At 67.9% G+C, this 26,442-nt stretch carries 25 protein-coding genes; 12 read left to right on the top strand and 13 right to left on the bottom strand.

What is annotated here, in order from left to right:
* Positions 1-194: 194 nt before the first annotated feature.
* From rplI to ARTHRO9V_RS15045, 5 genes are all read right to left on the bottom strand, one after another.
* On the bottom strand, positions 195-647 hold the full coding sequence (gene rplI / locus ARTHRO9V_RS15065) for a 50S ribosomal protein L9 (protein WP_043595329.1): 453 nt from the start codon (positions 645-647) through the stop codon (positions 195-197).
* Positions 648-661: 14 nt separating this feature from the next.
* Positions 662-922, bottom strand: coding sequence for a 30S ribosomal protein S18 (gene rpsR / locus ARTHRO9V_RS15060; protein ID WP_043595327.1), 261 nt, complete (start codon positions 920-922; stop codon positions 662-664).
* A gap of 51 nt (positions 923-973) precedes the next feature.
* Entirely contained in the window at positions 974-1,549 is a 576-nt protein-coding gene (locus ARTHRO9V_RS15055; RefSeq protein WP_043595325.1) for a single-stranded DNA-binding protein, read from the bottom strand.
* Positions 1,550-1,553: 4 nt separating this feature from the next.
* A complete protein-coding gene (gene rpsF, locus ARTHRO9V_RS15050; protein WP_054145729.1) occupies positions 1,554-1,952 on the bottom strand; it encodes a 30S ribosomal protein S6 in 399 nt (132 codons plus the stop codon).
* Positions 1,953-2,143: 191 nt separating this feature from the next.
* On the bottom strand, positions 2,144-3,583 hold the full coding sequence (locus tag ARTHRO9V_RS15045) for a CCA tRNA nucleotidyltransferase (protein ID WP_159828398.1): 1,440 nt from the start codon (positions 3,581-3,583) through the stop codon (positions 2,144-2,146).
* A 163-nt stretch (positions 3,584-3,746) separates the two neighbouring features.
* On the opposite strand from ARTHRO9V_RS15045, the gene ARTHRO9V_RS15040 reads away from it, so the two are divergent.
* The 6 genes from ARTHRO9V_RS15040 to ARTHRO9V_RS15015 all read left to right on the top strand — a co-directional run bounded on the left by ARTHRO9V_RS15040 (position 3,747) and on the right by ARTHRO9V_RS15015 (position 11,635).
* On the top strand, positions 3,747-5,975 hold the full coding sequence (locus ARTHRO9V_RS15040; protein WP_159828395.1) for a DUF6049 family protein: 2,229 nt from the start codon (positions 3,747-3,749) through the stop codon (positions 5,973-5,975).
* Entirely contained in the window at positions 5,972-7,636 is a 1,665-nt protein-coding gene (gene murJ, locus ARTHRO9V_RS15035) for a murein biosynthesis integral membrane protein MurJ (RefSeq protein WP_056044245.1), read from the top strand. Before ARTHRO9V_RS15040 ends, murJ begins: the two co-directional genes overlap by 4 nt.
* Positions 7,637-7,806: 170 nt before the next feature.
* Complete coding sequence (trxB, locus tag ARTHRO9V_RS15030; RefSeq protein WP_159828392.1) at positions 7,807-8,799, top strand: thioredoxin-disulfide reductase; 993 nt, start codon at positions 7,807-7,809, stop codon at positions 8,797-8,799.
* 48 nt (positions 8,800-8,847) lie between these two features.
* Complete coding sequence (gene trxA / locus ARTHRO9V_RS15025; RefSeq protein WP_043595317.1) at positions 8,848-9,174, top strand: thioredoxin; 327 nt, start codon at positions 8,848-8,850, stop codon at positions 9,172-9,174.
* Between the two features lie 117 nt (positions 9,175-9,291).
* Positions 9,292-10,596 carry a PLP-dependent aminotransferase family protein gene (locus ARTHRO9V_RS15020; RefSeq protein WP_159828389.1) on the top strand — a complete coding sequence of 435 codons (1,305 nt, stop codon included), beginning with the start codon at positions 9,292-9,294 and terminating at the stop codon, positions 10,594-10,596.
* A 76-nt stretch (positions 10,597-10,672) separates the two neighbouring features.
* A complete protein-coding gene (locus ARTHRO9V_RS15015; RefSeq protein ID WP_159828386.1) occupies positions 10,673-11,635 on the top strand; it encodes a D-alanine--D-alanine ligase in 963 nt (320 codons plus the stop codon).
* A gap of 1,278 nt (positions 11,636-12,913) precedes the next feature.
* Here the strand turns inward: ARTHRO9V_RS15015 and ARTHRO9V_RS15010 are convergent.
* The 8 genes from ARTHRO9V_RS15010 to rpmH form a co-directional block, all read right to left on the bottom strand.
* Positions 12,914-13,861, bottom strand: coding sequence for a ParB/RepB/Spo0J family partition protein (locus ARTHRO9V_RS15010; protein WP_159828383.1), 948 nt, complete (start codon positions 13,859-13,861; stop codon positions 12,914-12,916).
* Entirely contained in the window at positions 13,861-14,784 is a 924-nt protein-coding gene (locus ARTHRO9V_RS15005) for a ParA family protein (protein WP_056044235.1), read from the bottom strand. Before ARTHRO9V_RS15005 ends, ARTHRO9V_RS15010 begins: the two co-directional genes overlap by 1 nt.
* A gap of 222 nt (positions 14,785-15,006) precedes the next feature.
* Positions 15,007-15,642, bottom strand: coding sequence for a 16S rRNA (guanine(527)-N(7))-methyltransferase RsmG (gene rsmG, locus ARTHRO9V_RS15000; protein ID WP_056044233.1), 636 nt, complete (start codon positions 15,640-15,642; stop codon positions 15,007-15,009).
* Between the two features lie 10 nt (positions 15,643-15,652).
* Positions 15,653-16,216, bottom strand: a complete 564-nt coding sequence (locus ARTHRO9V_RS14995; protein ID WP_159828380.1) for a R3H domain-containing nucleic acid-binding protein — start codon at positions 16,214-16,216, stop codon at positions 15,653-15,655.
* Entirely contained in the window at positions 16,213-17,169 is a 957-nt protein-coding gene (yidC, locus tag ARTHRO9V_RS14990) for a membrane protein insertase YidC (RefSeq protein WP_056044230.1), read from the bottom strand. Before yidC ends, ARTHRO9V_RS14995 begins: the two co-directional genes overlap by 4 nt.
* Before the next feature lie 10 nt (positions 17,170-17,179).
* Entirely contained in the window at positions 17,180-17,542 is a 363-nt protein-coding gene (gene yidD, locus ARTHRO9V_RS14985) for a membrane protein insertion efficiency factor YidD (protein WP_082460104.1), read from the bottom strand.
* A complete protein-coding gene (rnpA, locus tag ARTHRO9V_RS14980) occupies positions 17,539-17,874 on the bottom strand; it encodes a ribonuclease P protein component (RefSeq protein WP_056044228.1) in 336 nt (111 codons plus the stop codon). Before rnpA ends, yidD begins: the two co-directional genes overlap by 4 nt.
* 8 nt (positions 17,875-17,882) lie before the next feature.
* A complete protein-coding gene (rpmH, locus tag ARTHRO9V_RS14975; protein ID WP_043595303.1) occupies positions 17,883-18,020 on the bottom strand; it encodes a 50S ribosomal protein L34 in 138 nt (45 codons plus the stop codon).
* Between the two features lie 388 nt (positions 18,021-18,408).
* Here rpmH and dnaA point away from each other — a divergent pair, with 388 nt between their 5' ends.
* The 6 genes from dnaA (at position 18,409) to gyrB (ending at position 26,392) form a co-directional block, all read left to right on the top strand.
* Positions 18,409-19,824 carry a chromosomal replication initiator protein DnaA gene (gene dnaA, locus ARTHRO9V_RS14970; RefSeq protein ID WP_159828377.1) on the top strand — a complete coding sequence of 472 codons (1,416 nt, stop codon included), beginning with the start codon at positions 18,409-18,411 and terminating at the stop codon, positions 19,822-19,824.
* A gap of 497 nt (positions 19,825-20,321) precedes the next feature.
* Positions 20,322-21,470, top strand: a complete 1,149-nt coding sequence (gene dnaN, locus ARTHRO9V_RS14965; protein WP_056044224.1) for a DNA polymerase III subunit beta — start codon at positions 20,322-20,324, stop codon at positions 21,468-21,470.
* A 60-nt stretch (positions 21,471-21,530) separates the two neighbouring features.
* Positions 21,531-22,418, top strand: a complete 888-nt coding sequence (gene gnd / locus ARTHRO9V_RS14960) for a phosphogluconate dehydrogenase (NAD(+)-dependent, decarboxylating) (RefSeq protein ID WP_159828374.1) — start codon at positions 21,531-21,533, stop codon at positions 22,416-22,418.
* Between the two features lie 17 nt (positions 22,419-22,435).
* A complete protein-coding gene (gene recF, locus ARTHRO9V_RS14955; protein ID WP_159828371.1) occupies positions 22,436-23,701 on the top strand; it encodes a DNA replication/repair protein RecF in 1,266 nt (421 codons plus the stop codon).
* Positions 23,698-24,252, top strand: a complete 555-nt coding sequence (locus tag ARTHRO9V_RS14950) for a DUF721 domain-containing protein (protein ID WP_082460102.1) — start codon at positions 23,698-23,700, stop codon at positions 24,250-24,252. The genes recF and ARTHRO9V_RS14950 overlap by 4 nt, the downstream gene beginning before the upstream one ends.
* Positions 24,253-24,418: 166 nt before the next feature.
* Complete coding sequence (gene gyrB, locus ARTHRO9V_RS14945; RefSeq protein ID WP_056044219.1) at positions 24,419-26,392, top strand: DNA topoisomerase (ATP-hydrolyzing) subunit B; 1,974 nt, start codon at positions 24,419-24,421, stop codon at positions 26,390-26,392.
* Positions 26,393-26,442: the final 50 nt, after the last annotated feature.

Raw genomic sequence — 26,442 nt, 5'->3', positions numbered from 1 at the left:
CTCCCCACCCCCTCCCGGCGAGCCCATGAACCCCGTTTCCGAAGATGAACCACGGTGCACCGGGGTTCATCTTCGTGAACGGGGTTCGTCGCGACCCCCGGCCGAGGCCCGCACCCCCGGGCACGCAGAAGAGCGGCGGCCCCCCGAGGGGGACCGCCGCTCTCGCGTACAGCAGGCGCCGAAGCGCCGGGGTGCTACTTGGCCGAGACGACCGTCAGCGTGATCGTCGCGATGACGTCCTCGCGCAGGCGGAGGGTGGCTTCGTGCTCACCCGTCACCTTGATGGTCGTGGGGATCTCGACCTTGCGCTTGTCGATCGTCGCGACGCCCTGGGCGGTGACCGCGTCGGCGACGTCGGCCGGGCGGACCGAGCCGAACAGACGGCCGTCGGCACCGGTCTTCACCGTGAGACGGATCTTCTGGGCCTCGAGGCGCTGCTTGAGGTCGTGGGCCTCTTCGATCGTCTTGAGCTCGCGGGTCTCGCGGGCCGTACGGATCTGAGCGACCTGCTTCTCGCCACCGCGGCTCCACGCCACGGCGAAGCCCTGGGGCACCAGGTAGTTGCGGGCGTAGCCGTTCTTGACGTCGACGACGTCACCGGCGGAACCGAGGCCGGAGACCTCGTGGGTCAGGATTACCTTCGACATGGTGGTCCTTCCGATCAGCGGCCGGAGCCGGCGTAGGGGAGGAGCGCCATCTCACGGGCGTTCTTCACGGCACGGGCGATGAGGCGCTGCTCCTGGACGGAGACGCCGGTGATGCGACGGGCGCGGATCTTTCCACGCTCCGAGATGAACTTGCGCAGGGTCGCGACGTCTTTGTAGTCGATGACACCGACGCGGATCGACTTCGCGGGCGCGGCGTTCTTGCCGCCCTTACCGCGGAGGGGCTTGCGGCGGTCGCCGCTGCTCTTTCCAGCCATTGGTTTCTACTTTCGATGAATGAAGAAGTACTAAAAGGGGAACGGCGAGGCCTAGAAGGGCGTCTCGTCGTTGTAGGTGCCGTTGCCACCGGGGGTGTTCCACACGTCGCCGCCAGAGGTGTTGCCACCCTGCTGGCCGCCGGCGGGCTGACCCCACGGCTCTTGCGCCTGACCGCCGCCGACCTGAGCCGGCTGGCCACCACGGTTGCCACCGCCGTTGCCGCCCCCGAAGGAGCCGCCACCGGCAGCGCCGTCGCGGGAGGACGCGGCGCGCGTCACCTGAGCGGTCGCGTAACGCAGCGAGGGGCCGATCTCATCGATCTCGAGCTCCATGCTGGTGCGCTTCTCGCCCTCTTTGGTCTCGTACGAGCGCTGCTTGAGTCGGCCCTGAGCGATGACCCGGCTGCCCTTGGTGAGGCTGCTGGCCACGTGCTCGCCGAACTCGCGCCACACGCTGGCACGAAGGAAGAGCGCCTCGCCGTCCTTCCACTCGTTCGACGCGCGGTCGAACGTGCGGGGGGTCGACGCGATGGTGAAGTTCGCGACCGCGAGCCCGTTCTGCGTGTACCGCAGCTCGGGGTCACTGGTGAGGTTTCCCACCACTGTGATGACGGTCTCGCCAGCCATCGGACTACTCGGCAGCCTTCTCGGCGGCGGGAGCAGCCGGGGCGGCAGCGGCGTTGGCGGCCTTGCGGGCGGCCTTCTCGTCGCTGACCTTCTTGGCGGCGGCGACCATGGCGATCGCCTCTTCGGCACGCAGGACCTTGGTGCGCAGCACGGCCTCGGAGAGACCCAGCTGGCGGTCGAGCTCGACCGTGGCGGCCGAGTTCGAGGTCAGGTTGACGACGGCGTAGATGCCCTCGGTCTTCTTGTTGATCTCGTAGGCCAGGCGACGACGTCCCCAGATGTCCACGTTGTCGATCGTTCCGCCATCGTTGCGGATGACGTTGAGGAACTTGTCCAAGCTCGGGGCGACGGTGCGCTCATCGATCTCGGGGTCCAGGATGACCATCAGTTCGTACTGGTGCATGACTAACCCACCTCCTTCGGACTTAACGGTCACAGACGGTCTGTGACAGGAGGGTGTTCATGACGTGGCGCCGCCGTGAGGCAGACGCAACCTTCCCAGCGTAGCCGAGCGCGCCTCCTGAATCAATGCCAGGGCGGCGGTCGCCGGCCCTCGAGAGCCGAGGAGGCGCGGGTCGACACCCGAATGGCTGGTTACGCCCCAGCGCTCTCGCGTGCGTTCCACCAGGCCAGCAGGCGCTCGGTGGCGACCTCGGCCCCCAGCGGCCCCTCTTCGGTCCGCAGCTCGAGGAGGAAGCGGTAGGCCTCGCCGACCTCGCGGCTCGGGCCGATGCCGAGGACGCGCTGGATCTCGTCGCCGTCGAGGTCGGGCCGCAGCGAGTCGATCTCTTCACGCTCTCGCAGCTCGGCGATCCGCGCCTCGAGGTCGTCGTAGGCGAAGCCGAGCCGGTCGGCCTTGCGGCGGTTGCGCGTGGTCACGTCGGCCCGGGTCAGCATGTGCAACCGCTCGAGCTGGTCACCGGCGTCGCGGACGTAGCGGCGCACGGCCGAGTCGGTCCAGCCTCCCTCCGTGTAACCAAAGAACCGGAGGTGCAGCTCGATCAGCCGGGACACGGCACCGATGGTGTCGTTGTCGAAGCGCAGCGCCTTCAACCGCTTCTTGGCGAGCTTGGCGCCGACGACGTCGTGGTGGTGGAAGGTGACGACGCCGCCCGGCTCGAGGCGCCGCGTGGCGGGCTTGCCGCAGTCGTGCAGCAGGGCCGCCAGGCGCAGCGTGAGGTCGGGTGCCTCGCCCGGGTGCCGCTCGCGCTCGTAGCCGATGGCCTGGTCGAGCACGGTGAGGCTGTGCTCGTAGACGTCCTTGTGGTGGTGGTGCTCGTCGACCTCGAGGCGCATGGCCGCGAGCTCGGGCATGACATGGTCGGCGAGCCCGGTGTCGACCAGGAGTCGGACACCGTCTCGGGGGGTTTCGGTCTTGAGCAGCTTCGACAGCTCGTCGGCGACCCGCTCGACCGAGACGATCGAGAGGGTCTCGGCCCGGGCGGTCATCGCCTCGCGCACCTCGTCGGACACCGTGAAGCCGAGCTGCGCCGTGAACCGGGCGGCCCGCATCATGCGCAGGGGGTCGTCGCGGAACGAGTCGACCGCGGTGCCCGGGGTGGCGAGCCGCGCCTCCAGCAGGTCGTCGACACCGCCGGACGGGTCGACGAGCACACGCTGGGGCAGACGCAACGCCATCGAGTTGACCGTGAAGTCGCGACGGACCAGGTCGCCCTCGAGGGTGTCGCCGAACTCGACGACGGGCTTGCGGGTCTCGCCGTCGTAGACGTCGCTGCGGTACGTGGTGATCTCGACGGTCTCGCCGTCGACGCGGGCGGCGATCGTGCCGAACGCGCGGCCGACGTCCCAGTGCGCCTCGGCCAGGGGGACGACGATCGCCAGGATCTCGTCGGGGTCGGCGTCGGTCGTGAAGTCGAGGTCGTTGACCGGGCGGCCGATGAAGGCGTCGCGCACCGGACCGCCGACGAGGGCGAGCTCGTGACCGGCCGCGGCGAACGCGGCGGCGAGCTTCTCGATGCGGGGGGTGGCGGCCAGATCGTCCAGTCGCTGCAGGGCCCGTGCGACGCTGTCCATGACGAAACAGCTTGCCACAGCCGAGGAGGCGCGGGCTGAGTCCCCGACGGCGCCTCGCGACCCCGTCGTCCCCCTCGCAGGCGCTTCGCCGCTGCTTCTTGGTCGGCGTTGCCTAGACTCGGCATGCTCGAACGGCCCCTGTCGCCGTCGACACCTGACGCCTATGAGACTCTTCTTCGCCGTGATCGCCGCCCTGTTGGCGGTGTTCGTCGTGTCGGCGGGACTGCCGGCCACGGCGGCACGAGCGGCGTCCGCCCCCGCGGGCGACGGCGTCACGATGACCGTCGAGCCGGCCTCCGACGGCGTGCTGCGACCCGACGACGACCTCACCCTCGGGGTCACCGTGACGAACGACGGCGACAGCGACCTCGCGGCGACGAAGGCCCGGATCTACCTCGACCGCGAACCGTTCACCACGCGGTCCAAGCTCGCCTCCTGGCTCGATCCCGACGACGTCTCGGGTGACGACTACCTGGGGCGTCAGCTCGTCCAGGTCGACGTGCCGGCGGTCTCCGCCGGGTCGTCCGTGGCGCTCGACACCGTCGTGGTGCCCGCCGACCGCCTCTCCCTGACCGGCCGCGCCTTCGGGGCACGCGCGCTCGGGGCCCGCGTGCTCGACGCCTCGGGCAGCCAGGTGGCGCAGACCCGCAGCAGCGTGGTCTGGTACCCCGCCGACAGCTTCCAGCCGACCCGCGTCGCGGTCGCCGTGCCGATCACGACGCCCGAGAGCGAGACCGGCGTCCTCGACGCCTCCGCCCTCGCCGCCTACACCTCCGACGGCGGGGTGCTGCGACGCGAGCTCGACGCCGTGTCGGGCACGGGCGCGACCCTCGGCGTCGACCCGATGATCGTCGCGTCGATCCGCCTGCTCGGCACCGAGGCCCCGCAGTCCGCCGTCGACTGGCTCGCCGAATTGCAGGCCCTGCCGAACGACATGTTCCCCCTGGCCTACGCCGACGCCGACGTCGCGGGGCTGCGTCAGGCCGGCGCCACGTCCGTCCCGGCCGTGACCTCGCTCGACACCCTGGTCGACCCCGCCCGGTTCGAGGGCATGCCGGCCGCGACCGACACGCCCACCGAGGCCCCGAGCCAGGGCACGGACGACGGCTCGGGCACGGGCGTCGCCGGGTCCGACCCCTCGGCCCTGCCGAGCGACGGGTCCACCGCCGAGCCGACCGCCGAGCCCACGCCCGGCGACGGCGTGGTGCTGCCGACCACCGCTCAACTGCTCGACTTCCCGTGGACCCAGCGCGACGTCGTCTGGCCGCGGGAGTCGTCCGTCGTGTCCGCCGACCTCACGACGTTCGCCGCCGGGCCGTACACGTCGACCATCGTCTCCAGCGGCAACGTGGACGTCGACGGCGACTCGACCGAAAACGCCGCGGTCACGGTCGGTGGCGTCCCGGCCGTCGTCTCGGACGACCCCTTGTCGACGCTGGTCACCCAGGCGGCCGAGGCGACCTCCCTCGCCGAGTGGCAGTCCACGATGGCCCGGCTGTCCGCCACCGTCGCCACCGTCGCCTACGAGCGACCGAGCGACGCCCGCACCCTCCTGACGACGCTCGAGCGGGAGTGGCCGTCGACCGGCCAGTTCCTCACCCGCACCCTCCAGGCCGTCGACGGCCTGCCCTGGGTCAGCGGCGCGACCCTGACCGACGCGTTGGCGAGCACCCCCTCGACGGCGACCGTCGTCGACAGCCCCGAGAGCGACGCCCGACTGGACCAGTTGAGCGAACTCGTCTCCGCCGACCAGAAGGTCGTCGACTTCTCGACGGCCCTCGCCGAACCGCAGTTCGTCACCGAGACGGCCCGGCTGCGGACGATGGCCCTGGCGTCGCACGCCTGGCGCGACAACGTCGACGGGTTCCCCGCCGAGGTCGCCTCGGCCGTGGCCGACGCGACGGCGACGTCGGGTCTCGTGGCGGTGGTCCAGGGCTCGCCCATCGCCATCCTCGGGGACCGCTCGGCCCTGCCCCTCTACCTCGAGAACCGGACCGACTCCGTCGCGACGGTCATGCTGAACCTGACGCCGTCGAACTCCATCCTCTCGATCGAGCGCAGCCCCATCGAGGTGACGATCCAACCGCAGTCCCAGACCCGGGTCAGCGTTCCCGTGCAGTCCGTCGCCAACGGCACGGTGTCCGTGCAGCTGCAGCTGGTCAGCCTCTCGGGCGTGGCGATCGCGACCCCGGTCGACGTCCCGCTCTCGGTCCAGGCCGGGTGGGAGACCGCCATCACCTGGATCTTCGGCGTCGCCTTCGCCGCACTCTTCCTCGGCGGCCTGTACCGCACCTTCCGCAAGCGCCGCAGGGCGCGCGACGAGGCCCGGTCCTCCGGCGACGGCCCGTCACCCGATGCGGCCGTCTCGCCGCCCGTCCAGGAGTCCATGTGAGCAACCAGGGCGGTCTCGGTCGCGCCAGCATCCTCCTCGCGTCCGGGACGATGGTCTCGCGCGTCCTCGGCTTCGTGAAGGCGGCCGTGCTGGCCGCGGCGATCGGGCAGTCGGCGAGCCGGGCGGCGGACTCGTTCGCCCTCGCGAACCAGCTCCCGAACAACATCTACGCGCTGATCGCGGGCGGCCTCCTCAGCGCCGTCCTCGTGCCCCAGATCGTGCGGGCGGCGACGTCCGACGACGGGGGCCAGCGGTTCATCAACAAGATCGTGACGCTCGGCACGATCGTCTTCGCGGCCGTCGGCCTGGCCGGCACGCTGCTCGCCCCCGTGCTCGTCCGCCTGTACGCGCAGCAGAGCTCGGACGGCGGGGCGGGGTTCACCTCGGACCAACTCGCCCTCGCGACGGCCTTCGCGTACTGGTGCCTGCCGCAGATCTTCTTCTACGCCATGTACTCGTTGCTGAGCGAGGTGCTCAACGCCCGGCAGGTGTTCGGGCCCTTCACCTGGGCTCCCGTGCTCAACAACGTCGTGGCCATCGCCGGCCTGGTCGTCTTCATCGTGATGTTCGGCGGTGCCGTCGAGAACTCCGCGGTCGACGTCTGGACCGGCGACCGGATCTTCGTCATCGCGGCCACGGCCACCCTCGGCGTCCTGGCCCAGGCGGCGTTCCTGCTGCTCTTCTGGCGCCGCGCGGGTCTGACCTTCCGCCCCGACTTCCGCTGGCGAGGCGTCGGCCTCGGAGCCACCGGCAAGGCCGCCGGCTGGCTGTTCGGCATGGTCCTCGTCACCCAGCTGGCCGGGCTGGTGCAGAGCCGCGTCGCCACCCTGGGCAGCGAGGTGGGGGCGTCGAACGCGGTCCTCGCGAACGCCTGGCTGCTCTTCATGCTGCCGCACGGCATCATCGCCGTGTCGATCGGCACCGCCTACTTCACGCGCATGAGCGGCCACGCCTCGCGCGGCGACCTGCGGGCCGTCCGCACCGACATGTCGCAGTCCCTCCGCGCTATCGGCATGTTCATGGTGTTCGCCGCCGTCGCCATGTGCGTCGTGGCCTACCCGTTCGCGCGGTTCTTCGAGGTCGACTTCGCCGGGTCGACCCGCACCGCCGAGGTCATCCTCGGCTACATGCCCGGCCTCGTCCTGTTCAGCGTCCTGTTCATCGTGCAGCGGGTGTTCTACTCGATGCACGACCAGCGCACGCCGTTCTTCCTGCAGCTCGTCCAGTCGGGCATCTTCGTCGCGGGCGTCGCGATCTCGGCCGCCGTGGTGCCGCCCGAGCGCATCGCGATGGCGATCGCCATCACCACCTCGATCGCGGGCTCGAGCCAGGCCGTGGTCGCGCTCGTCGTCGTCAAGAAGCGGCTGGGCGGCATCGACGGCCGCTGGGTGCTGCGCCGCTACGTCCAGTTCTTCGTCTTCTCGCTCGTCGCCGGTGCCGTGGGCCTCGTCGTCGTGACCGTCCTGGGTGGTTTCGCCGCCGACGGGTTCGCGCAGTCCGGTCGCGTGCCGGGCGTGCTGACGGTCGTCGTGGCCGGGGCCGTCATGGGGCTGGTCTACGGCGCCCTGCTCTGGTTCGCCCGCATCCCCGAGTTGCGGGTGCTGACCACGCCGGTGACCGCTCGTCTCGCACCCGCCGTCTCGCGCCTCCTGCGTCGCTGACCCGTCACGGCGGCCGCCGCAGCCCCGCGGCCCCGCGTCCGCTGCCAGGCCGGCGGGAATGCCCCGTCGGTAGGATGCGTTCCACCAGACGATCGAGGGATCCGACCGCACGAGCCATCGCTCGCGGGTCGTCTTCCCGCTCGTGAAGTTCTCCCCCCAGGAAGGTGCCCATGCGCCAGGTCATCATCATCGGTTCCGGCCCCGCCGGCTACACGGCCGGCATCTACGCCGCCCGGGCCGGTCTGCGCCCCCTCATCGTCGCGAGCTCGGTCGAGGCCGGTGGCGAACTCATGAAGACCACCGAGGTCGAGAACTTCCCCGGCTTCCCCGACGGCATCCAGGGCCCCGAGCTCATGTTCAAGATGCAGGAGCAGGCCGAGAAGTTCGGCGCCGAAGTGCTGCTCGACGACGTGACCGCCGTCGACCTGACCGGTGACGTCAAGAAGGTCACGCTCGGCAACGGCACCGTCGAGGAGAGCCTCACGGTGATCTTCGCCACGGGCAGCGCGTACCGGAAGCTCGGCCTCGCCGACGAAGAGCGCCTGAGCGGACGCGGCGTCAGCTGGTGCGCCACCTGCGACGGCTTCTTCTTCAAGGAGAAGGCGATCGCCGTCGTCGGCGGCGGCGACTCCGCGATGGAGGAAGCGACGTTCCTGACCCGCTTCGCCTCGAAGGTCTACGTCATCCACCGCTCGAGCAGCCTGCGCGCGTCGAAGATCATGCAAGACCGGGCTCACGCCAACGACAAGATCGAGTTCCTCTTCGACAAGCAGGTCACGGCCATCCTCGGTGGCGAGAAGGCCACCGGCGTCACCCTGACCGACACGGTCGACGGCAGCACGACCGACCTCGACCTCGACGGCCTCTTCATCGCCATCGGCAACGACCCGCGCGTGCACCTCGTCCACGGCCAGGTCGACCTGACCTCGGACGGCACGATCGCCGTCCAGGGGCGCAGCTCGAAGACCAACCTGACCGGCGTCTTCGCCGCGGGCGACGTCATCGACCCCACCTACCGGCAGGCGGCCACCGCCGCGGCCTCGGGCACCGTCGCCGCGCTCGACGTCGAGCACTACCTGGCCTCGCTCGACCAGACCTTCCTGGCCGAGCAGACCGTCGGGTCGGCCGAGGGCGTCGAGACGTCCGAGTCCGTGGTCGCCTGACCCGCGCCTCCTGAAGCCAACCCAGATCACCCTGACGAAAGGAACACCATGAGCAGCGCCAAAGCAGTGACCGACGCGTCCTTCGAGGCCGACGTCCTCAACTCCGACAAGACGATCCTCGTCGACTTCTGGGCCGAGTGGTGCGGCCCGTGCCGCGCCGTCTCGCCGATCCTCGACCAGATCGCCGCCGAGCACGGCGACAAGATCGAGATCGTCAAGCTCAACGTCGACGACAACCCCCAGACCGCCATGAAGTACCAGATCACCTCGATCCCGGCCATGAAGGTCTACCGCGGTGGCGAGGTCGTCAAGACCGTCATCGGCGCCAAGCCCAAGCCGGCCCTCGAGGCCGACCTGGCGGAGTTCATCGCGTAGTCGACACCGACACCACGACGAGAGCCCGCCCAGCACACGCTGGGCGGGCTCTCGTCGTCCCCGGTCGGGACGGGCATAGTCTTGACCGATTCACCCTCTGACAGAACAGGGACACCGATGAGCGACAAGGGCACCAACCTCGACCCGTGGTACGACTCGTACGCCGACCGCACGGCCGGCCTCAGCGCCTCCGAGGTCCGAGCCCTGTTCGCCGTCGCCTCGCGCCCGGAGGTCGTCTCGCTGGCCGGCGGCATGCCGTACGTCTCCGCCCTGCCCCGAGAGCTCGTCACGGGGGCCATCGACCGCGTCATGGCCGACGGGGGAGCGATGGCGATGCAGTACGGCAGCGGCCAGGGCACCCCGGCCATCCGCGAGCACATCATGCAGATCATGGCGATGGAGGGCATCCGCGGCAGCGCCGACGACGTCGTCGTCACGACGGGCTCGCAGCAGGCCCTCGACCTCGTCACCCGCCTCTTCGTGAACCCGGGCGACGTCGTGCTCGCCGAGTCGCCGAGCTACGTGGGCGCCCTGGGGGTCTTCAAGGCGTACCAGGCCGACGTCGTGCACGTCCCGATGGACGAGCACGGGCTCGTGCCCGAGGCCCTGCGAGAGGCCATCGCGACCGTCACCGCTCGTGGGGGTCGCATCAAGTTCCTCTACACCATCCCGAACTTCCACAACCCGGCCGGTGTCACCCTCACGTGGGCCCGACGCGTCGAGATCCTCGAGATCTGCCGCTCGGCCGGCATCCTCGTCCTCGAGGACAACCCCTACGGGCTGCTCTACTTCGACCAGCCGGCGCCCCAGGCGATGCGCTCGATCGACGACGAGGGCGTCATCTACCTCGGGTCGTTCTCGAAGACGCTGGCACCCGGCTTCCGGGTGGGTTGGGCACTCGCCCCGCACGCCATCCGCGAGAAGCTCATCCTCGCCAACGAGTCCGCCACGCTCTCGCCGAACTCCTTCGGGCAGTTCGTCATCACCGAGTACCTCGACCAGGCCGACTGGCGTGGGCAGATCGAGACCTTCCGTGGCCTGTACCGCGAACGGCGTGACGCGATGATCTCCGCGCTGGGGGAGTACCTGCCGTCGCTCACGTGGAACGTCCCCGACGGCGGCTTCTTCGTCTGGGTCGGACTCCCGGCCGAACTCGACTCGAAGGCCATGCTGCCCCGGGCGGTGAAGGAACTCGTGGCCTACACCCCCGGTACGGCGTTCTTCGCCGACGGCGACGGGCGTCAGAACATCCGCCTGTCGTTCTGCTACCCGACATCCGAGTCCATCCGCACCGGTGTCGCGCGCCTGGCGAACGTCGTCAACGGAGAGCTCGACCTGCTGCGCACGTTCTCGACAGCGAGCCTGTCGAACCGCGCCGCGCACCCGCAGAGCGTCGTGGTGCCGCCGCCGAACACCATCTGACCAGCATTTTCATCGTCTCGTACCCGTCCGGACCACGAGACGGGCCTGCGTCGTGACACGAAGAAGAGGTTCCACCATGGCATCGAGCGAACTGCGTACCGTCACCGTCCTCGCCGGCGGCATCTCGCACGAACGTGACGTCTCCCTCCGATCGGGGAGGCGCGTGGTCGACAGCCTCGTCACCCACGGCATCGAGGTCGAACTCCGCGATCCGGACGCCTCGTTGCTCGGACACCTCACCGCGTCACGTCCCGACGTCGTGTGGCCGGCTCTGCACGGAGCGAGTGGTGAGGACGGCGCCCTCCGCGGACTGCTCGAGGCGCTCGACGTGCCGTTCGTCGGCAGCAAGGCGGCGGCCGCGCGACTGGCGTGGGACAAGCCGACCGCGAAGGAGCTCGCACGTCGCGCCGGTGTCTCGACACCGCGCGGCATCACGCTGTCCCACGACGCCTTCCGCGAGCTCGGTGCCGTCGGTGTGTTGGCAGCGATCGCCGACGAACACCCGGTGCCCGTCGTCGTGAAGCCCGCACGGGGTGGCTCGGCCCAGGGCGTCACGGTCGTCGACGACATCGGGGCGTTGCCCAGGGCCATGGTCGACGCGTACACGTACTGCGACGATGTCATCGTCGAACAGAAGATCACGGGCACCGAGATCGCCGTCGGGGTCATCGACACCGGTGACGGACCCCTTGCCCTGCCTGCCGTAGAGATCGTTCCTCGCCAGGGGTTCTACGGCTTCGAGGCGCGCTACAACGCGGGGGAGACGACGTTCTTCACGCCCGCACGGATCGACGCCGTCGCGTCGGAGTCGGCGGCGCGGGCTGCCGTGGCCGTCCACGAGGCCCTCGGGCTGCGCCACTTGTCGAGGGTGGACCTGATCGTGGATGCCGCAGGGACCCCGTGGTTCCTGGAGGTCAACGTCCTGCCCGGACTGACCGAGACGTCGCTCGTCCCGATGGCCCTGGAGTCCGCCGGCTACGAACTGGGCATGTTCTACGCCGCTCTGGCTGAGAAGGCCGTCACCGACCACCTCCGCTGACGACACGTGGTCGACGTTTCACGTGAAACGTCGGGCGGCCGGTGGGGTACTGCAAGCCCATGGTCGATCTTCTGGGCATACAGGTGCTGAATGGACGCATCCAGGATCATCGACGATCTCGGCGCCTTCGTTGTCGTCCACCCGTGGACTTGACACAGAAATAGCCCGTGAGATCGACGTTTACGGGACCTTGACGTCTCCCTAGAAGCTACGACGAATCATCTTACGTCGAGTCTGATGAACCTCTCGATGGTCATCATGCCCGAGTGGGATCGACGCTGCCGACGAAATGCGGCCGCCGCGAGTACCGCCTACCAGGCACACAGCCATGCATCCTGGCCTCCATGTCGAACCCCTCGAGGAAGATGCGGAATGTTCGTCTACGCTGGCCCAGGTTCCAGCGTCCACTTTGTGCCACCACATGCTCAGGACGTGCAGCTGCCGGCGCACGTGTCCTTTGCCTGCGCTGCCCCGGAGGTGGGTCTGTGCCCGCGTCGACACGGTGTCTCGATCTCCACAGGGCCTGAACCTGTATCTGTCTGTGCATGAGAACCTTCGCTCGCCCCCGCGTCAGTCCCCTCGCCCCCACGGGCAGTTATGCAACCACCTGCGTCCGCACCCCGGCGTACCCCGCCATCGCACTGCATCTGCGAGTGCGCGTGCGCGTGCAGTTTGCGCCGACGACTGCAACTTCCACCCTGCACCTGACCGCGCCAAACGCCTGCACCTGCGCCTGCACCTGCACCTGCGCCCGCACCTGCGTGTGCGCAGGTGCGGGCGCGTGCGCGTGCGCATGTGCGTGCGCGTGCAGTTTGCGCCGGCGACTGCGCCCTACGCCCTGCACCTGGGCGCGCCATACGCCTGCACCTGCGCCTGCGCCCGCGCCGTCCCCCTGGCCCTGTGCCTTCGGTTTCCGCCCTGGGCCATACGTAACCGCCACGTACCTGCACCTGTACCTACACCGCAAACCTCTGGTGCCGGTTCGAATACGCCGGATCACGGCCGAAATCAGCACTGGCCCACTCCAGCAGGAACCCTGCCTGCCGTTACCGCCAAAAAGCCGCTCACCAACACCTTCTGGAGAGAACCCCAGCCAGATCCTCGCGCCGGAGAGGCCGATTGCGGAAAGACTGGCAGCACTGTTTCACGTGAAACACCTCACCTCAGCGCCCTCACGTGACGTTCCCGTCCAACAAACACGAACCGCCCCTAACGGCAACGCAGGGGCGGTCGATGTTTCACGTGAAACCCATGCCGGTCAACGCTGTGGGCGACGAGTCACGACTCCTGGTCGTGTCCCAACTGGCCGAGGATGCGGTTCAGGTCCTGCATGGACGCGAAATCGATGGTGATCGACCCCTTCCGAGCGCCCAAGGACACCTTGACCCGCGTCTCGAACCGGTCACCGAGGGTCTCGGCCACCTCGTCCAGATGAGCCTGATGCTTGCCGGGAGTGGCCGTGCGCGTCGACTTTGGCTTCGCGCTGCCCCCTGCAGCGATGGCCTCGGCAGCTCGTACGCTGAGGTCTTCATTGACGATGCGATCCGCGAGACGGGCCATGAGGACCGGGTCACCCGTGCTCAAGATCGCCCGAGCGTGGCCTGCGGTGAGGACGCCGGAGGCGACTCGCCGTTGGACGGCTGCCGGCAACCTCAGCAGCCTCAGGGTGTTCGTGATCTGGGGGCGGCTCCGACCGATGCGGGTCGCCAGTTCATCCTGGGTGATGCCGAAGTCGGCAAGAAGTTGCTGATAGGCAGAGGCTTCTTCGAGAGGGTTGAGCTCGGCGCGGTGCAGGTTCTCCAGCAACGCATCACGCAGCATCGCGTCGTCGGCGGTGTCTTTGACGATGGCGGGGATCGTTGCGAGCCCGAGCTCTTTGGTCGCTCGCAGACGCCGCTCGCCCATGACCAGCTCGTACTGTGCTGCTCCCTTGCCGCCGTTCTTGATCGGGCGGACGACGATGGGCTGCAGTACGCCCACCTCTCGGATCGAGGTCACCAACTCGGCAAGCTCTTCCGCGCGGAACTCGGCCCGAGGCTGCTGCGCGTTCGGAGTGATGTCCAGCGGATTCAGGTTGGCGAGACGAGCGCCCGGCACGGCGATGAGTTCGTCGGCCGTCTGCTGTGCCGTCGGGAAGAAGACGTCGACCGGGCGGTCCTGGCTCTCGTCGGAGACGGGGATGAGGGCGCCGATGCCGCGCCCGAGACCGGTTCGCTTGGTTGCCATTACTGGGGTGCTCCTCGACGTGCTAGTTCGGCGGCCGCCTCGAGGTACGAGATCGACCCGGGGGAGTTGGTGTCGTAGCTGATGACGGTCTGCCCGTAACCGGGGGCCTCACTGATCCTGACGGACCGGGGTATGAGAGTGTTCAGTGCCTCATCTGGGAAATGCTCGCGAACGTCGGCGACGACCTGCTGAGCAAGGTTCGTCCGGCCGTCGTACATCGTCAGCAGGATGCTCGACACCTTGAGCTTGGGGTTCAGGTGCTTCTCGATCAACTGGATGTTGCGCAGCAGCTGGCTCAACCCCTCGAGTGCGTAGTACTCGCACTGGATGGGGATGAGTACTTCACTGGCTGCGACGAACGCGTTGATCGTGAGCAACCCGAGCGACGGAGGGCAATCGATGAAGACGTAGTCGTAACGATCGCCGGCGTTCTCGGTCTTGCTGAGGTACTCGGACAACGCCCTGCTCAGTCGTTGCTCGCGAGCGACGAGTGAGACGAGTTCGATCTCGGCGCCGGCGAGATGGATGGTCGCGGGGATGCAGAAAAGCGTGTCGAACTCCGGGCTCTTCTGGACGACGTCCGCTACCTCGCCGTCGTTCACCACGACGTCGTAGACACTCGGGGTCTCTGCCCGGTGTTCCACACCGAGGGCCGTGGAGGCGTTGCCCTGGGGATCGAGATCGATGACCAGAACCTTGGCCCCACTCCGCGCAAGGGCGGCGGAGAGATTGACGGTGGTCGTGGTCTTGCCGACACCGCCTTTCTGGTTCGAGACGGTGATCACTCGGGTCGAGGCGGGCGACGGGAGCGGTTCGCGAGACAGGGCCTTCTTACGACGGTTCAGGTCGGCAAGCTCTCGAGCCAGGGGAGTGCTTCTGTCGTCGTCAGCCGAGGAACTCACTGAGGGTCTCCGTATCGCCATGTTTCACGTGAAACGACCTACCCGGAGGTGTGATCACGCCGCTGCGAGGCGACACGGTGATCATCGGGGATCGGAGACCGAGTCTATCGGCAGGCCCCGACAAAGACGGGGACCCGAGGTCCGCGTGCCTGCCTAACCACTTCGGTCGACACGGAGCGCAAACCCCCGAGTAGTCGAACATGGCCTGGTCAAAGCCACATTACCGTCACTCACTTGGACCAGTCAGTCCAAGGTGGCGATGAACACCCGGGTCGTCTCGTCGACGAGCCCCACACCCAGTTCACGAGCCTCGACGTCGATGAGGTGATGGCGGGCGATCACCTTGCGTGCGGCGGCGATCTCGTCGTCGACCCGAGCGCCCTTCATCAACAGCAGCTGCCCCCCGGTCTTCACCAGCGGCGCCGTCAGCGGAATCAACTTGGAGAGGGCCGACACGGCCCGAGCGGTCGCCTGGTCGAGCCACCCGTCCAGCTGCACGTCCTCGGCACGGGCACGGACGACCTCGACGTTGTCGAGCCCCATGCGATCGGCTTCAGCCGTCAGCCAGTCGACGCGCCGTTCCATCGGCTCGATCAGGACGAGCGTGGCGTCCGGACGAGCAGCAGCGAGCACGAGTCCCGGGAGGCCGGCACCCGACCCGATGTCCCCGACGCGACCCGCGACCAGCAGAGGTGCCAGCAAGCCACAGTTGACGACGTGGCGGGTCCAGAGACGCGGCAGCTCGAGCGGTCCGATCAGGCCGAGTTCTTCGCCGTGCTGGGCTAGGTCGGCCACATAGCGGCGAACGACGTCGAGCCGGTCGCCGAAGATCGTCGCCGCGACGGCGGGCTCGACCTCGAGGGTCGACGTGTCGGTCATGTCGTCCGGCTCAGGGACGCGTGATGACGGTGTGACGGTCGCGGCCTTCGCCCTCGGACTCCGAGGTGAATCCCCGTGCCGCGACGATGTCGTGCACGAGTTTGCGCTCGTAGGACGACATGGGGGGCAGGGCCGCCGAGGTGGCGCCGTCCTCGAGCTTCGAGACCGCGTGGTCGACTAGGCGTCCGAGTTCCGTCTCGCGAGTGGCGCGGGATCCCCCGATGTCGAGGATGAGGCGGGAGAACTCACCCGTCTTGGTCTGCACCGCGATGCGGGTCAGCTCTTGGAGGGCGTTGACGGTGTCGGGCTTCGACAGGACGCGCAGCTTCTGCTCACCACTCGAGTCGACCGAGATGTACGAACGACCACCGCGGACCTCGATGTCGATGTCGCCGTCGAAGTCGCAGATGTCGAGCAGCTCTTCGATGTAATCGGCTGCGATGTCGCCCTCGTCGAGGACGTCGGCGGCGTCGTCCGAGGCGACCTGCGCCTCCTCGGTGTCGTTCGAGACGACGGCGTCGTCGTTCTCGGCGGCGGGCTCGACGATGTCGGTCGTGGAGTCGTCAGAGGTCATTTCTTGGGGCCGTTCTGCTTCTTGGAGCGGTTCTTGCCGACGGGTTGGGTCCGCTGGGTCGTCTTCGGCACGGCAGGCGCCGACTCGATCTCGGTCACGGTGATGCTCGGGAGTCCCTTGCGCTGCTGCTTGCGCGCGAGGCGCTCTTCACGCGCCAGGGCCGCTTCGCTGCCGGGGGTGGGCATGTTGCGGATGACCAGGAACTGCTGGGCCATGGTCCAGACGTTCGAGGTGAGCCAGTAGAACATGACGCCGAGGGGGAACGAGAGGCCCGAGAAGACGAACACGAGGGGGAGGAAGTACAAGAGCATGCGCTGCTGCTTGAACATGGGGCTCGCCTTGGTCTCGGGCGACATGTTCTTCGAGACGATCTGCAGCTGCGTGATGAACTGCGAGGCGGTCATGATGACCACCATCGCTCCGGCCATCAGGCGGACCTCCCAGGTGGTGGCACCCAGGAAGGTCTCCTTCAGGGGGGCGCCGAAGAGAGCCGACTCACCGAACGAGTTCGAGAGCGCCGCGTTCAGCAGGCCGATGCCCACCTTCTCTTGCTGCGCGTTGTGCAGCACGGTGTAGAGGCTGAAGAAGATCGGCATCTGGATCAGCAGGGGCAGGCACGAGCTGAGCGGGTTCGTCCCCGTGTCCTTGTAGAGCGCCATGGTCTCGCGCGACATGGCCTCGCGGCTGAACTGGTCGCGCTTGCCCTTGTACTTGTCCTGGATCTTCTTGAGCCGGGGCGCGATCTCCATCATGCGTCGCTGGCTCTTGATCTGGCGGACGAAGATCGGGATGAGGCACGCCCGCACCACGAGGACCAGGCCGACGATCGAGAGCACCCACGTGCTGCCGGCCGCGGTGTCCATGCCGAACGCCGTGAGGACGTTGTGGAAGCCGACGAGGATCGCCTCGACGACCCATCTCAGGGGCCAGAGGATGGTGCCGATGAAGTCCATGGTGTTCGGGTCAGCCCTTTCCGTGGCTCTGTGCGGCGATGCGGCCCGTCCCGAGGAGGTCGGGGGCGGTGGTGCCGGATCGCGGTGTCACGAAGCCGGACTTCGTGACGCGGTACTTCTGTGTACGGGGCTCGGGGACGTCGTCGACGCCTCCGGCTGCCCAGGGGTGACACCGAGCGATGCGCCAGCTGCCCATGGCCACGCCCCGCACCACGCCGTGCAGCTGGATGGCCTCGAGGGCGTACCGGGAACACGACGGGTAGTAGCGACAGACGTCGCCGTAGAGCGGGGAGACGACGGCGCGGTAGACGCGGAGGATGAGGACGCACGCGTTGCGGGGAAGCAACGCGACGAACTGCACCGCTCTTGTCACGCTCTCACGCCCCTGTCGACCACCTCGGAGATGTCCGACAGCAGGGTAGACCACGCAACGTCGGGGCTGCCTGGCAAGGCTCTGATCACGACGTCGAGCCCGCCGGGGATCGTCGGCAGGAGTTCGTGGCACACCCCCTTGAGCCGGCGCCGGACCGTGTTGCGGACGACCGCGTTGCCCACGGTCTTCGCCACGATGAAACCGAACCGGACCAGCTCGTCGTCACGACGCCGCACGTAGACGACCGAATGCGCCGTGCCCGACTTGCGGCCACGGCGCACGGTGGTTCGGTAGTCGTCTGCGCGGACGATCCGGTTGGCCCGGGCCAACACGGAAGTGGCTACGCCGAGAGCTCGGTGCGGCCCTTGCCACGACGGGCGGCGAGGATAGCGCGGCCGGCACGCGTACGCATGCGAGCACGGAAACCGTGCTTCTTGGCCCGACGACGGTTGTTCGGCTGGAACGTTCTCTTGCTCATGGTGGTCCTCCAGGAAAGCGGACCAGGCCTGTTGCCACGATCCGAGAAGTCTTGTACAGCCAACGCGGCTGAAATCAACTGATTAAAAGTACGCGTGATCGGAGCCCTGGTCAAACGGCCGCTTCCCAGGAGGTTTGTCCACAGTGTTGAAAACTCTGATTGCGGACTCCACACCCCGTCGAACTAAGGTGGGTACTTCTCGCGGTACTTCCGCGTGACGACGGGGAACACGCAGCGATCCCGGCCCGAACGGCGCCAACCGATCGGTGGAGAAAGCTGTGCATAACTCGTCCCGCACTCGTACCCTTCGAACACCGTCGGGTGAACGCGACCCGCACGCGGAGGCGGCCGGATCCGTCCGCTGCCGAACCGCGAGAAAGAGACTCCAGTGGCGCACACCGTCGACCCGGTCCAGGACCTGTGGCGTTCCGTCCTCGCGACGCTGACGACCGACGACCGCATCACGCCGCAGCTGCACGGCTTCATCAGCCTCGTGGAGCCCAAGGGCGTGCTGGGCGGCACCCTCTACCTCGAGGTGCCCAACGACCTGACCCGCGGCATGCTCGAACAACGGATCCGTGAGCCCCTGCTCGAGTCCATCGCCGGGTTGGGCGACGCCTCCGTCTCGAGCTTCGCCATCACCGTCAACCCCGACATCACCCCGGACACCCTCACGCAGCAGGTCGAGCAGTCGGAGCCGGTCCACTACATCGAGGCGCCCTTCGTGCCGGCGCCCGTCGAGACGAGCGCGAGCGGGAAACGCAACGACTCCCGCCTGAACCCGAAGTACAGCTTCGACAACTTCGTCATCGGTGCGTCGAACCGATTCGCCCACGCCGCGGCCGTCGCCGTCGCCGAGGCTCCGGCCAAGGCCTACAACCCGCTCTTCGTCTACGGGGAGTCGGGGCTGGGCAAGACCCACCTGCTGCACGCCATCGGCCACTACGCCGAGACCATGTACCCGGGGATCCGGGTCAGGTACGTCAGCAGCGAGGAGTTCACGAACGACTTCATCAACTCGATCGCCAACAACCGGTCGAGCCTCTTCCAGCAGAGGTACCGAGAGATCGACATCCTGCTGATCGACGACATCCAGTTCCTGCAGGGCAAGGACAGCACCCAAGAAGCGTTCTTCCACACCTTCAACACCCTGCACGATCACGACAAGCAGCTGGTGATCACCAGCGACCTGCCGCCGAAGCACCTCACCGGCTTCGAGGACCGCATGCGTTCGCGCTTCGAGTGGGGCCTGATCACCGACGTCCAGGCTCCCGACCTCGAGACCCGCATCGCCATCCTGCGCAAGAAGGCCCAGAGCGAGAAGCTGCAGATCCGCGACGAGGTCCTCGAGTTCATCGCGACCAAGGTGTCGAGCAACATCCGTGAGCTCGAGGGCACCCTCATCAGGGTCACGGCCTTCGCCAGCCTGAACCGCACCGCCGTCGACCTGGCCCTCGTCCAGACCGTCCTCAAGGACCTGATCACGCTCGACGAGGACAACATCATCGCGCCGGTCGACATCATCAACCACACCGCGGACTACTTCAAGCTGACGGTCGACGACCTCTACGGATCGTCCCGCTCACAGGCCATCGCCACGGCCCGCCAGATCGCCATGTACCTGTGCCGCGAACTCACGAGCCTGTCACTGCCGAAGATCGGACAGCTGTTCGGCAACCGCGACCACACGACGGTCATGTACGCCAACAAGAAGATCAGCGAACTCATGAAGGAACGCCGGTCGATCTACAACCAGGTGACCGAACTCACCAGTCGCATCAAGCAGGACACCCGTTACAAGTGACGGGACGGCGGGCCAGGCCGGCCCGTCCTCCACGACCGTCCCGTCCGGGCGCCGACCACGTGTCGGCGCCCGTTCGTCGTTCCAGGGGGCGCTCGACGGGTCTGAGGGGGCCCTGGGGAGTCACGTTCCACACAGTGTGGATAACTTGTGGAAACTCGTGGATAACCGTGTCGACCTTGTTCACGGATCCGGGGGACCTGTGGGATCCCACTCGGAGCGACCGGCAGACCCCGAGCATTCTTGTCATTCGGTTCCACACGCCGTCCACAAGTCACACGCGTGTAGTTCCGCCGAGCCCCGGGGTTTTAAACAGGTTATCCACACTGTGCACAACGGTTAAGACTGTTAATCCTGGTTACAAGAAATTGATGGAGAGACAACCTTGTGGATCGATCCGGGCCCGGAGCTTCGGCTTTCGCCTCCCGGAAGGGCGGACCCCGATGCTGTGCCACTATTAACCGGCCATCCACGAGAGCGAAGTCGATAGGGGTCCCCGCGTGAAGTTCCAGGTCAACCGTGACGTCTTCAGCGATGCGGTCTCCTTCGCCGTCAAGCTGCTGCCCCAGCGCACCACCTTGCCGATCCTCAGCGGTGTCCTGATCGAGGCCGACGCCGACGGGCTCACCCTGTCGTCCTTCGACTACGAGGTCTCGGCCCAGACGAGCATCCCCGCCGAGATCGACGAACCGGGCACGATCCTGGTCTCCGGCCGACTGCTCGCCGACATCGCCAGCCGTCTGCCGAACGCGCCGGTCACCTTCTCCACCGAGGAGAACCGCATCTCGGTCAGCTGCGGATCCGCGAACTTCTCCCTGCTGAGCATGCCGGTCGAGGAGTACCCGACCCTGCCGACAGTCGGCGACCGTTCGGGCGTCGTGCCCGGCGACTCCTTCGCCCTCGCCGTCTCCCAGGTCGCGGTGGCGGCATCCCGCGACGACGTCACCCCGGTCATCACCGGCGTCCAGCTCGAGGTCACCGAGAACGCCCTTTCGCTCGTCGCCACCGATCGTTACCGCGTCGCCGTCCGAGGCATCGAATTCGATCCCGGCACCGTGGCGAGCACGACCACGACGACGGCACTCGTCCCGGCACGCACGCTGCAAGAGGTCGGCAAGACCTTCGGCAACGCCGGCACCGTCTCGGTCTCGATCACCGGATCCGACGAGCGCGAGCTCATCGCGTTCCAGGCGGACAACAAGACCGTCACCTCGTTGCTCATCAAGGGGAACTTCCCTCCGGTGAAGCGTCTCTTCCCCGACACCGTCGAGAACTACGCCGTGATCAACACGGCCGAGCTCGTCGAGTCGGTCCGCCGCGTCTCGCTCGTCCTCGAGCGCGAGGCGGCCCTCAGGTTCACGTTCACGATCGACGGCCTCACCCTCGAGGCCATCGGAAGCGAACAAGCGCAGGCGTCAGAGTCGATCGATGCGTTGTTGACGGGAGAGGACACGGTGGTCTCGTTGAAACCGCAGTTCCTCCTCGACGGTCTCGGAGCAGTTCATTCCGAGTTCGTCCGCATCTCCTTCACCAAGACGGAGAACCCGAACAAGCCCGGTCCCGTGCTGATCACCAGTCAGTCCTCGAAAGACCAGGCCGGTGCTGACAGCTACAAGTACCTGCTGCAGCCCAACCTCCTCCTGCGCTAAGAGCGCTCTGCCAGCAACGGTGCCGCCTCCGGGCCCCACCGCCACGAACAAAGGAACCTCATGCACATCGGCCTCGTCGGTCTCGGCAAAATGGGCAACAACATGCGCGCTCGCCTGCGCGACAGCGGCATCCAGGTGACCGGTTACGACGCGAACCCCGCCGTCTCCGACGTCGCCAGCCTCGCCGAGCTCGCCACCACGCTCCCCGCCCCCCGCATCGTCTGGGTCATGGTTCCCGCGGGCGACATCACCGCCGGCGTCATCGAAGAGCTCTCGAACGAACTCTCCGAAGGCGACCTGGTCATCGACGGCGGCAACTCGAAGTTCACCAGCGACTTCGCCAACGAGAAGCTCCTCGCCGGCAAGGGCATCAAGTACGTCGACGCCGGCGTCTCGGGCGGCGTCTGGGGCAAGGACAACGGCTACGGCCTCATGGTCGGTGGTTCCGCCGAGAACGTCGCCCTGGCGCAGCCGATCTTCGACGCCCTGCGCCCCGAGGGTCCTCGCGAGGAGGGCTTCGTCCACGCGGGCGACACCGGCGCGGGTCACTACGCCAAGATGGTCCACAACGGCATCGAGTACGCGATCATGCAGGCCTACGGCGAGGGCTACGAGCTGCTCGAGGCCCGAAGCGACCTCATCAAGGACGTCACCGGCACCTTCAAGGCCTGGCAGCGCGGCACCGTCGTACGTTCCTGGCTGCTCGAGCTCATGGTCCTCGCCCTCGAGGCCGACCCCAAGCTCGCCGAGATCTCGGGTTACGTCGAGGACAGCGGCGAGGGTCGCTGGACCCTCGAAGAAGCCATCAACCATGCCGTGCCGATGCCGACGATCAGCGCGTCGATCTTCGCGCGCTTCGTCTCGCGTCAGGGCGAGGGTTCGCCGACGATGAAGGCCGTCGCCGCACTGCGCAACCAGTTCGGCGGCCACGCCGTCAAGAAGGCCTAGCGCCTCCACCGGCCCGCGTGCGAGTACTGCATCTCAGCCTGACGGACTTCCGCAACTACACGTCTGCCGAAGTCAGCCTCGCGCGCGGGCCGAACCTCTTCGTCGGCAGCAACGGCCAGGGGAAGACCAACCTGGTCGAGTCCCTCGGCTACCTGTCGAGTCTCGGATCCCACCGGGTGTCGTCGGATTCGGCTCTCATCCGCCAGGGACGCGATTCGGCCGTCGTGCGGGCGCGACTACTCGCCGACGAGCGCGAACTGCTGGCCGAGGTGCAGATCAACCGGTCGTCGCCGAACCGGGCGCAGGTCAACCGGGGGGCCATCAAGCCTCGCGAGCTTCCGCGCTACTTCACGAGCGTCCTCTTCGCTCCCGAGGACCTCGCGCTCGTCCGGGGCGAGCCGTCCGGCCGTCGACGCTTCCTCGACGAACTCCTGGTGGCCCGGTCGCCCCGGTTCGCCGGCGTGCAGACCGACTACGACCGGGTGCTCAGACAACGCAACACGCTCCTGAAGTCGGCCCGCGCCTCCGGGGTGAAGGCCGGTCAGCTCGGCACGCTCGACATCTGGGACGAACGTCTCGTGGCCCTCGGCAGCGAACTCGTCGTCGCGCGTGACCGGCTCGCGGCCGACCTGGCCCCCGAGGTGGCCCGTGCCTACGCGGCGGTGGCGGGCGCGGACCACGCCGCACACCTCTCGACGGTGCTGAGCATCCGGGGCGCGACACCCGACGACGAGACGACCGCGGCCGAGGGGCCGACCGAGTCCATCCCCGCCGACCAGGTGCCCGACGTCTTCCGTCAGGCGCTGGCCCGTGTCCGACCGACCGAGCTCGAGCGGGGGCTGACGCTCGTCGGGCCGCACCGCGACGACCTCTTCCTCTCGCTCAACGGGCTCCCCGCGCGCGGCTACGCCAGCCACGGCGAGTCCTGGTCGTTCGCCCTCGCGCTGAAGCTGGCCTCGGCCGCCGTGGTCCGGGTCGACTCGCCGACGGGCGACCCGGTGATCGTGCTCGACGACGTCTTCGCCGAACTCGACGGATCCCGTCGCGAACGTCTGGCCGACGCCGTCGCCGACTACGAGCAGGTCCTCATCACGGCGGCGGTCGAGGGCGACGTCCCCTCACGACTCAAGGCCCACACGGTCCGGATCGCCAAGGGGACGATCCTCGACGACGCCCCCGCCGTCGACGGTCCGGGCGACGACGCGGTCGTCACCGCGCCGGCCGGCGACGAGGGGGCCGGCGACGAGGGGCCCGGCGACGCCGACGCCGAGGAGGCGCGGTGAGCGTCGACGACGCACCGCAGCCTCCGGCGTCCACGCCACCCGCGCCTCCTGAGCCCGAGGCGCAGCCCGACAGCGAGGCCCAACGGGTCTATCTGCGGTTCCGCCGGGTGTTCGGCGACCCCAACTCGCGGTCGCGCGACGCCCGGAAGCGCAAGTCGATCAAGTTGGGCTCCCCGAGCCAGCCCTTCGGCACGGGACGCGAGCCCCGGGGCATCGCCGACGTCCTCTCGGCCGTCACCAACGAACTCGGCTGGAACAGCCCGTTGGCCCAGTCCGAGCTGATGACCGCGTGGCCCGACATGGTGGGGGCGGAGCTGGCCGCGCACTCGGATCCGGTCTCGATCGACGACGGCACGTTGACCGTCCAGTGCGACTCGACGGCGTGGGCGACGCAACTGCGGCTGATGCGCACGCAGGTCACGACGACCATCGTGAAGAGGTACCCGGACGCGGGCATCCAGTCGGTGCGTTTCCTGGCACCCAACGCCCCGACCTGGAAACGCGGCCCCAGATCGGTTCCAGGGCGGGGCCCTCGCGATACTTATGGTTGACGAGGGTGAATCGTCCAAGTGCGGCGGGAAAATCCGTCTGAGGGCGGATTTAGCCCCGCGGTGGACAGGCCTGCGGTAGACTCGGAAGGTCGTCCGAGGGCCGCCCAGACAGCGGTCGCGACCGGTCGGCACATCTTCGTCCCGTCCGGCAGGAGCCCCCACGCACATGTCAGCTGATCCCACCGACGCCCAGCCCGACGACACCTACGGCGCCAGTGCGATCCAGGTCCTCGAGGGTCTCGAGGCCGTGCGCAAGCGTCCCGGCATGTACATCGGCTCGACGGGGCCCCGTGGTCTGCACCACCTGGTCTACGAGATCGTCGACAACTCCGTCGACGAGGCCCTCGCCGGCCACTGCGACCACATCGAGATCACCATGCGTGAGGACGGCGGCGTCCGCGTCGTCGACAACGGTCGCGGCATCCCGGTGGACGTCCACCCCGTCGAGGGTCGGTCGACCGTCGAGGTCGTCCTCACCGTGCTGCACGCCGGCGGCAAGTTCGGCGGTGGCGGTTACGCCGTGTCGGGCGGCCTGCACGGCGTCGGCAGCTCGGTCGTCAACGCCCTGTCCAGCGAACTCGACGTCGAGGTCCGCCGACAGGGCAACGTCTACCGCCAGAGCTTCACCGACGGCGTGCCCGTCGCGCCGCTGGCCAAGGGCGAAGAGGACGACACCACCGGCACGACGATCACGTTCTGGCCCAACTCCGAGATCTTCGAGACCGTCGAGTTCGACTACGAGACGCTGCGCACCCGGTTCCAGCAGATGGCGTTCCTCAACAAGGGCCTCCGCATCGAGCTCAGCGACGAGCGCGTGCAAGAGGACGACGCCGAGCCCCGCCACGACGTCTTCCACTACGAGAAGGGCCTCGTCGACTACGTCGAGTACCTGAACACGACCAAGAAGGTCGAGACCGTCCACGACGACATCATCGCCTTCGAGCAGGAAGACACCGAGAAGAAGATCTCGCTCGAGGTCGCGATGCAGTGGAACACCTCGTACCAAGAGAGCGTCCACACCTACGCGAACACGATCAACACCCACGAGGGCGGTACGCACGAAGAGGGCTTCCGTGCAGCGCTGACCACGCTGATCAACCGTTACGCGCGCGAGAAGAACTTCCTCAAGGAGAAGGACGACAACCTCTCGGGCGACGACGTCCGCGAAGGCCTGACGGCCGTCATCTCGATCAAGCTCGGCGAGCCGCAGTTCGAGGGCCAGACGAAGACCAAGCTCGGCAACACCGAGGCCAAGTCGTTCGTGCAGAAGGTGGCCGGGTCGCAGCTGAACGACTGGTTCGACCGCAACCCCAAGCAGGCCGCCGAGATCGTCCGCAAGGGCATCCTCGCGTCGCAGGCCCGTCTGGCCGCGCGCAAGGCCCGTGAGCAGACCCGCCGCAAGGGCGTGCTCGAGTCGAACGGCATGCCCGGCAAGCTCAAGGACTGCCAGAGCAAGGACCCCTCGCGCAGCGAGATCTTCATCGTCGAGGGCGACTCGGCCGGTGGCTCGGCCGTCCAGGGCCGCAACCCCGAGACCCAGGCGATCCTCCCGCTGCGGGGCAAGATCCTCAACGTCGAGAAGGCCCGGCTCGACCGTGCCCTCGGCAACAACGAGGTGCAGGCCATGATCAAGGCCTTCGGCGCCGACATCGGAGAAGACTTCGATCCCGACAAGGCGAGGTACCACAAGATCGTCCTGATGGCCGATGCCGACGTCGACGGCCAGCACATCACGACGCTGTTGCTCACCCTGCTCTTCCGCTACATGCGGCCGCTGATCGACCTCGGCTACGTCTACCTGGCGCAGCCGCCGCTCTACAAGCTCAAGTGGAGCAACGCCAGCCACGAGTACGTGTACAGCGACGCCGAGCGCGACGCGGTGCTCGTGTCGGGTCGCGCGGCCGGCAAGCGCATCCCCAAGGAGAACGCGATCCAGCGTTACAAGGGCCTCGGCGAGATGGATTACAAAGAGCTGTGGGAGACCACGATGGACCCCGACACCCGCACGCTGCTGCAGGTGACGCTCGAGGACGCCGTGGCCGCGGACACCATCTTCGACACCCTGATGGGCGAGAACGTCGAGTCGCGCCGCAACTTCATCCAGCAGAACGCGAAAGACGTCCGCTTCCTCGACATCTGATGCGCGCCTCCGGCTGATCCGGAGCACGCCCGCGCCCCGACGAGCACCAC

This window comes from Frigoribacterium sp. 9N (assembly GCF_902506305.1).
In the GTDB taxonomy this organism is placed as follows: domain Bacteria; phylum Actinomycetota; class Actinomycetes; order Actinomycetales; family Microbacteriaceae; genus Frigoribacterium.
This window is presented reverse-complemented; position numbering and strand designations above follow the sequence as displayed.

Coding starts and splice junctions, on each gene's coding strand:
- rplI (WP_043595329.1), bottom strand. CDS start 647: ATGTCGAAGGTAATCCTGACCCACGAGGTCTCCGGCCTCGGTTCCGCC.
- rpsR (WP_043595327.1), bottom strand. CDS start 922: ATGGCTGGAAAGAGCAGCGGCGACCGCCGCAAGCCCCTCCGCGGTAAG.
- ARTHRO9V_RS15055 (WP_043595325.1), bottom strand. CDS start 1,549: ATGGCTGGCGAGACCGTCATCACAGTGGTGGGAAACCTCACCAGTGAC.
- rpsF (WP_054145729.1), bottom strand. CDS start 1,952: ATGCACCAGTACGAACTGATGGTCATCCTGGACCCCGAGATCGATGAG.
- ARTHRO9V_RS15045 (WP_159828398.1), bottom strand. CDS start 3,583: ATGGACAGCGTCGCACGGGCCCTGCAGCGACTGGACGATCTGGCCGCC.
- ARTHRO9V_RS15040 (WP_159828395.1), top strand. CDS start 3,747: ATGAGACTCTTCTTCGCCGTGATCGCCGCCCTGTTGGCGGTGTTCGTC.
- trxB (WP_159828392.1), top strand. CDS start 7,807: ATGCGCCAGGTCATCATCATCGGTTCCGGCCCCGCCGGCTACACGGCC.
- trxA (WP_043595317.1), top strand. CDS start 8,848: ATGAGCAGCGCCAAAGCAGTGACCGACGCGTCCTTCGAGGCCGACGTC.
- ARTHRO9V_RS15020 (WP_159828389.1), top strand. CDS start 9,292: ATGAGCGACAAGGGCACCAACCTCGACCCGTGGTACGACTCGTACGCC.
- ARTHRO9V_RS15015 (WP_159828386.1), top strand. CDS start 10,673: ATGGCATCGAGCGAACTGCGTACCGTCACCGTCCTCGCCGGCGGCATC.
- ARTHRO9V_RS15010 (WP_159828383.1), bottom strand. CDS start 13,861: ATGGCAACCAAGCGAACCGGTCTCGGGCGCGGCATCGGCGCCCTCATC.
- ARTHRO9V_RS15005 (WP_056044235.1), bottom strand. CDS start 14,784: ATGGCGATACGGAGACCCTCAGTGAGTTCCTCGGCTGACGACGACAGA.
- rsmG (WP_056044233.1), bottom strand. CDS start 15,642: ATGACCGACACGTCGACCCTCGAGGTCGAGCCCGCCGTCGCGGCGACG.
- ARTHRO9V_RS14995 (WP_159828380.1), bottom strand. CDS start 16,216: ATGACCTCTGACGACTCCACGACCGACATCGTCGAGCCCGCCGCCGAG.
- yidC (WP_056044230.1), bottom strand. CDS start 17,169: ATGGACTTCATCGGCACCATCCTCTGGCCCCTGAGATGGGTCGTCGAG.
- rpmH (WP_043595303.1), bottom strand. CDS start 18,020: ATGAGCAAGAGAACGTTCCAGCCGAACAACCGTCGTCGGGCCAAGAAG.
- gnd (WP_159828374.1), top strand. CDS start 21,531: ATGCACATCGGCCTCGTCGGTCTCGGCAAAATGGGCAACAACATGCGC.
- gyrB (WP_056044219.1), top strand. CDS start 24,419: ATGTCAGCTGATCCCACCGACGCCCAGCCCGACGACACCTACGGCGCC.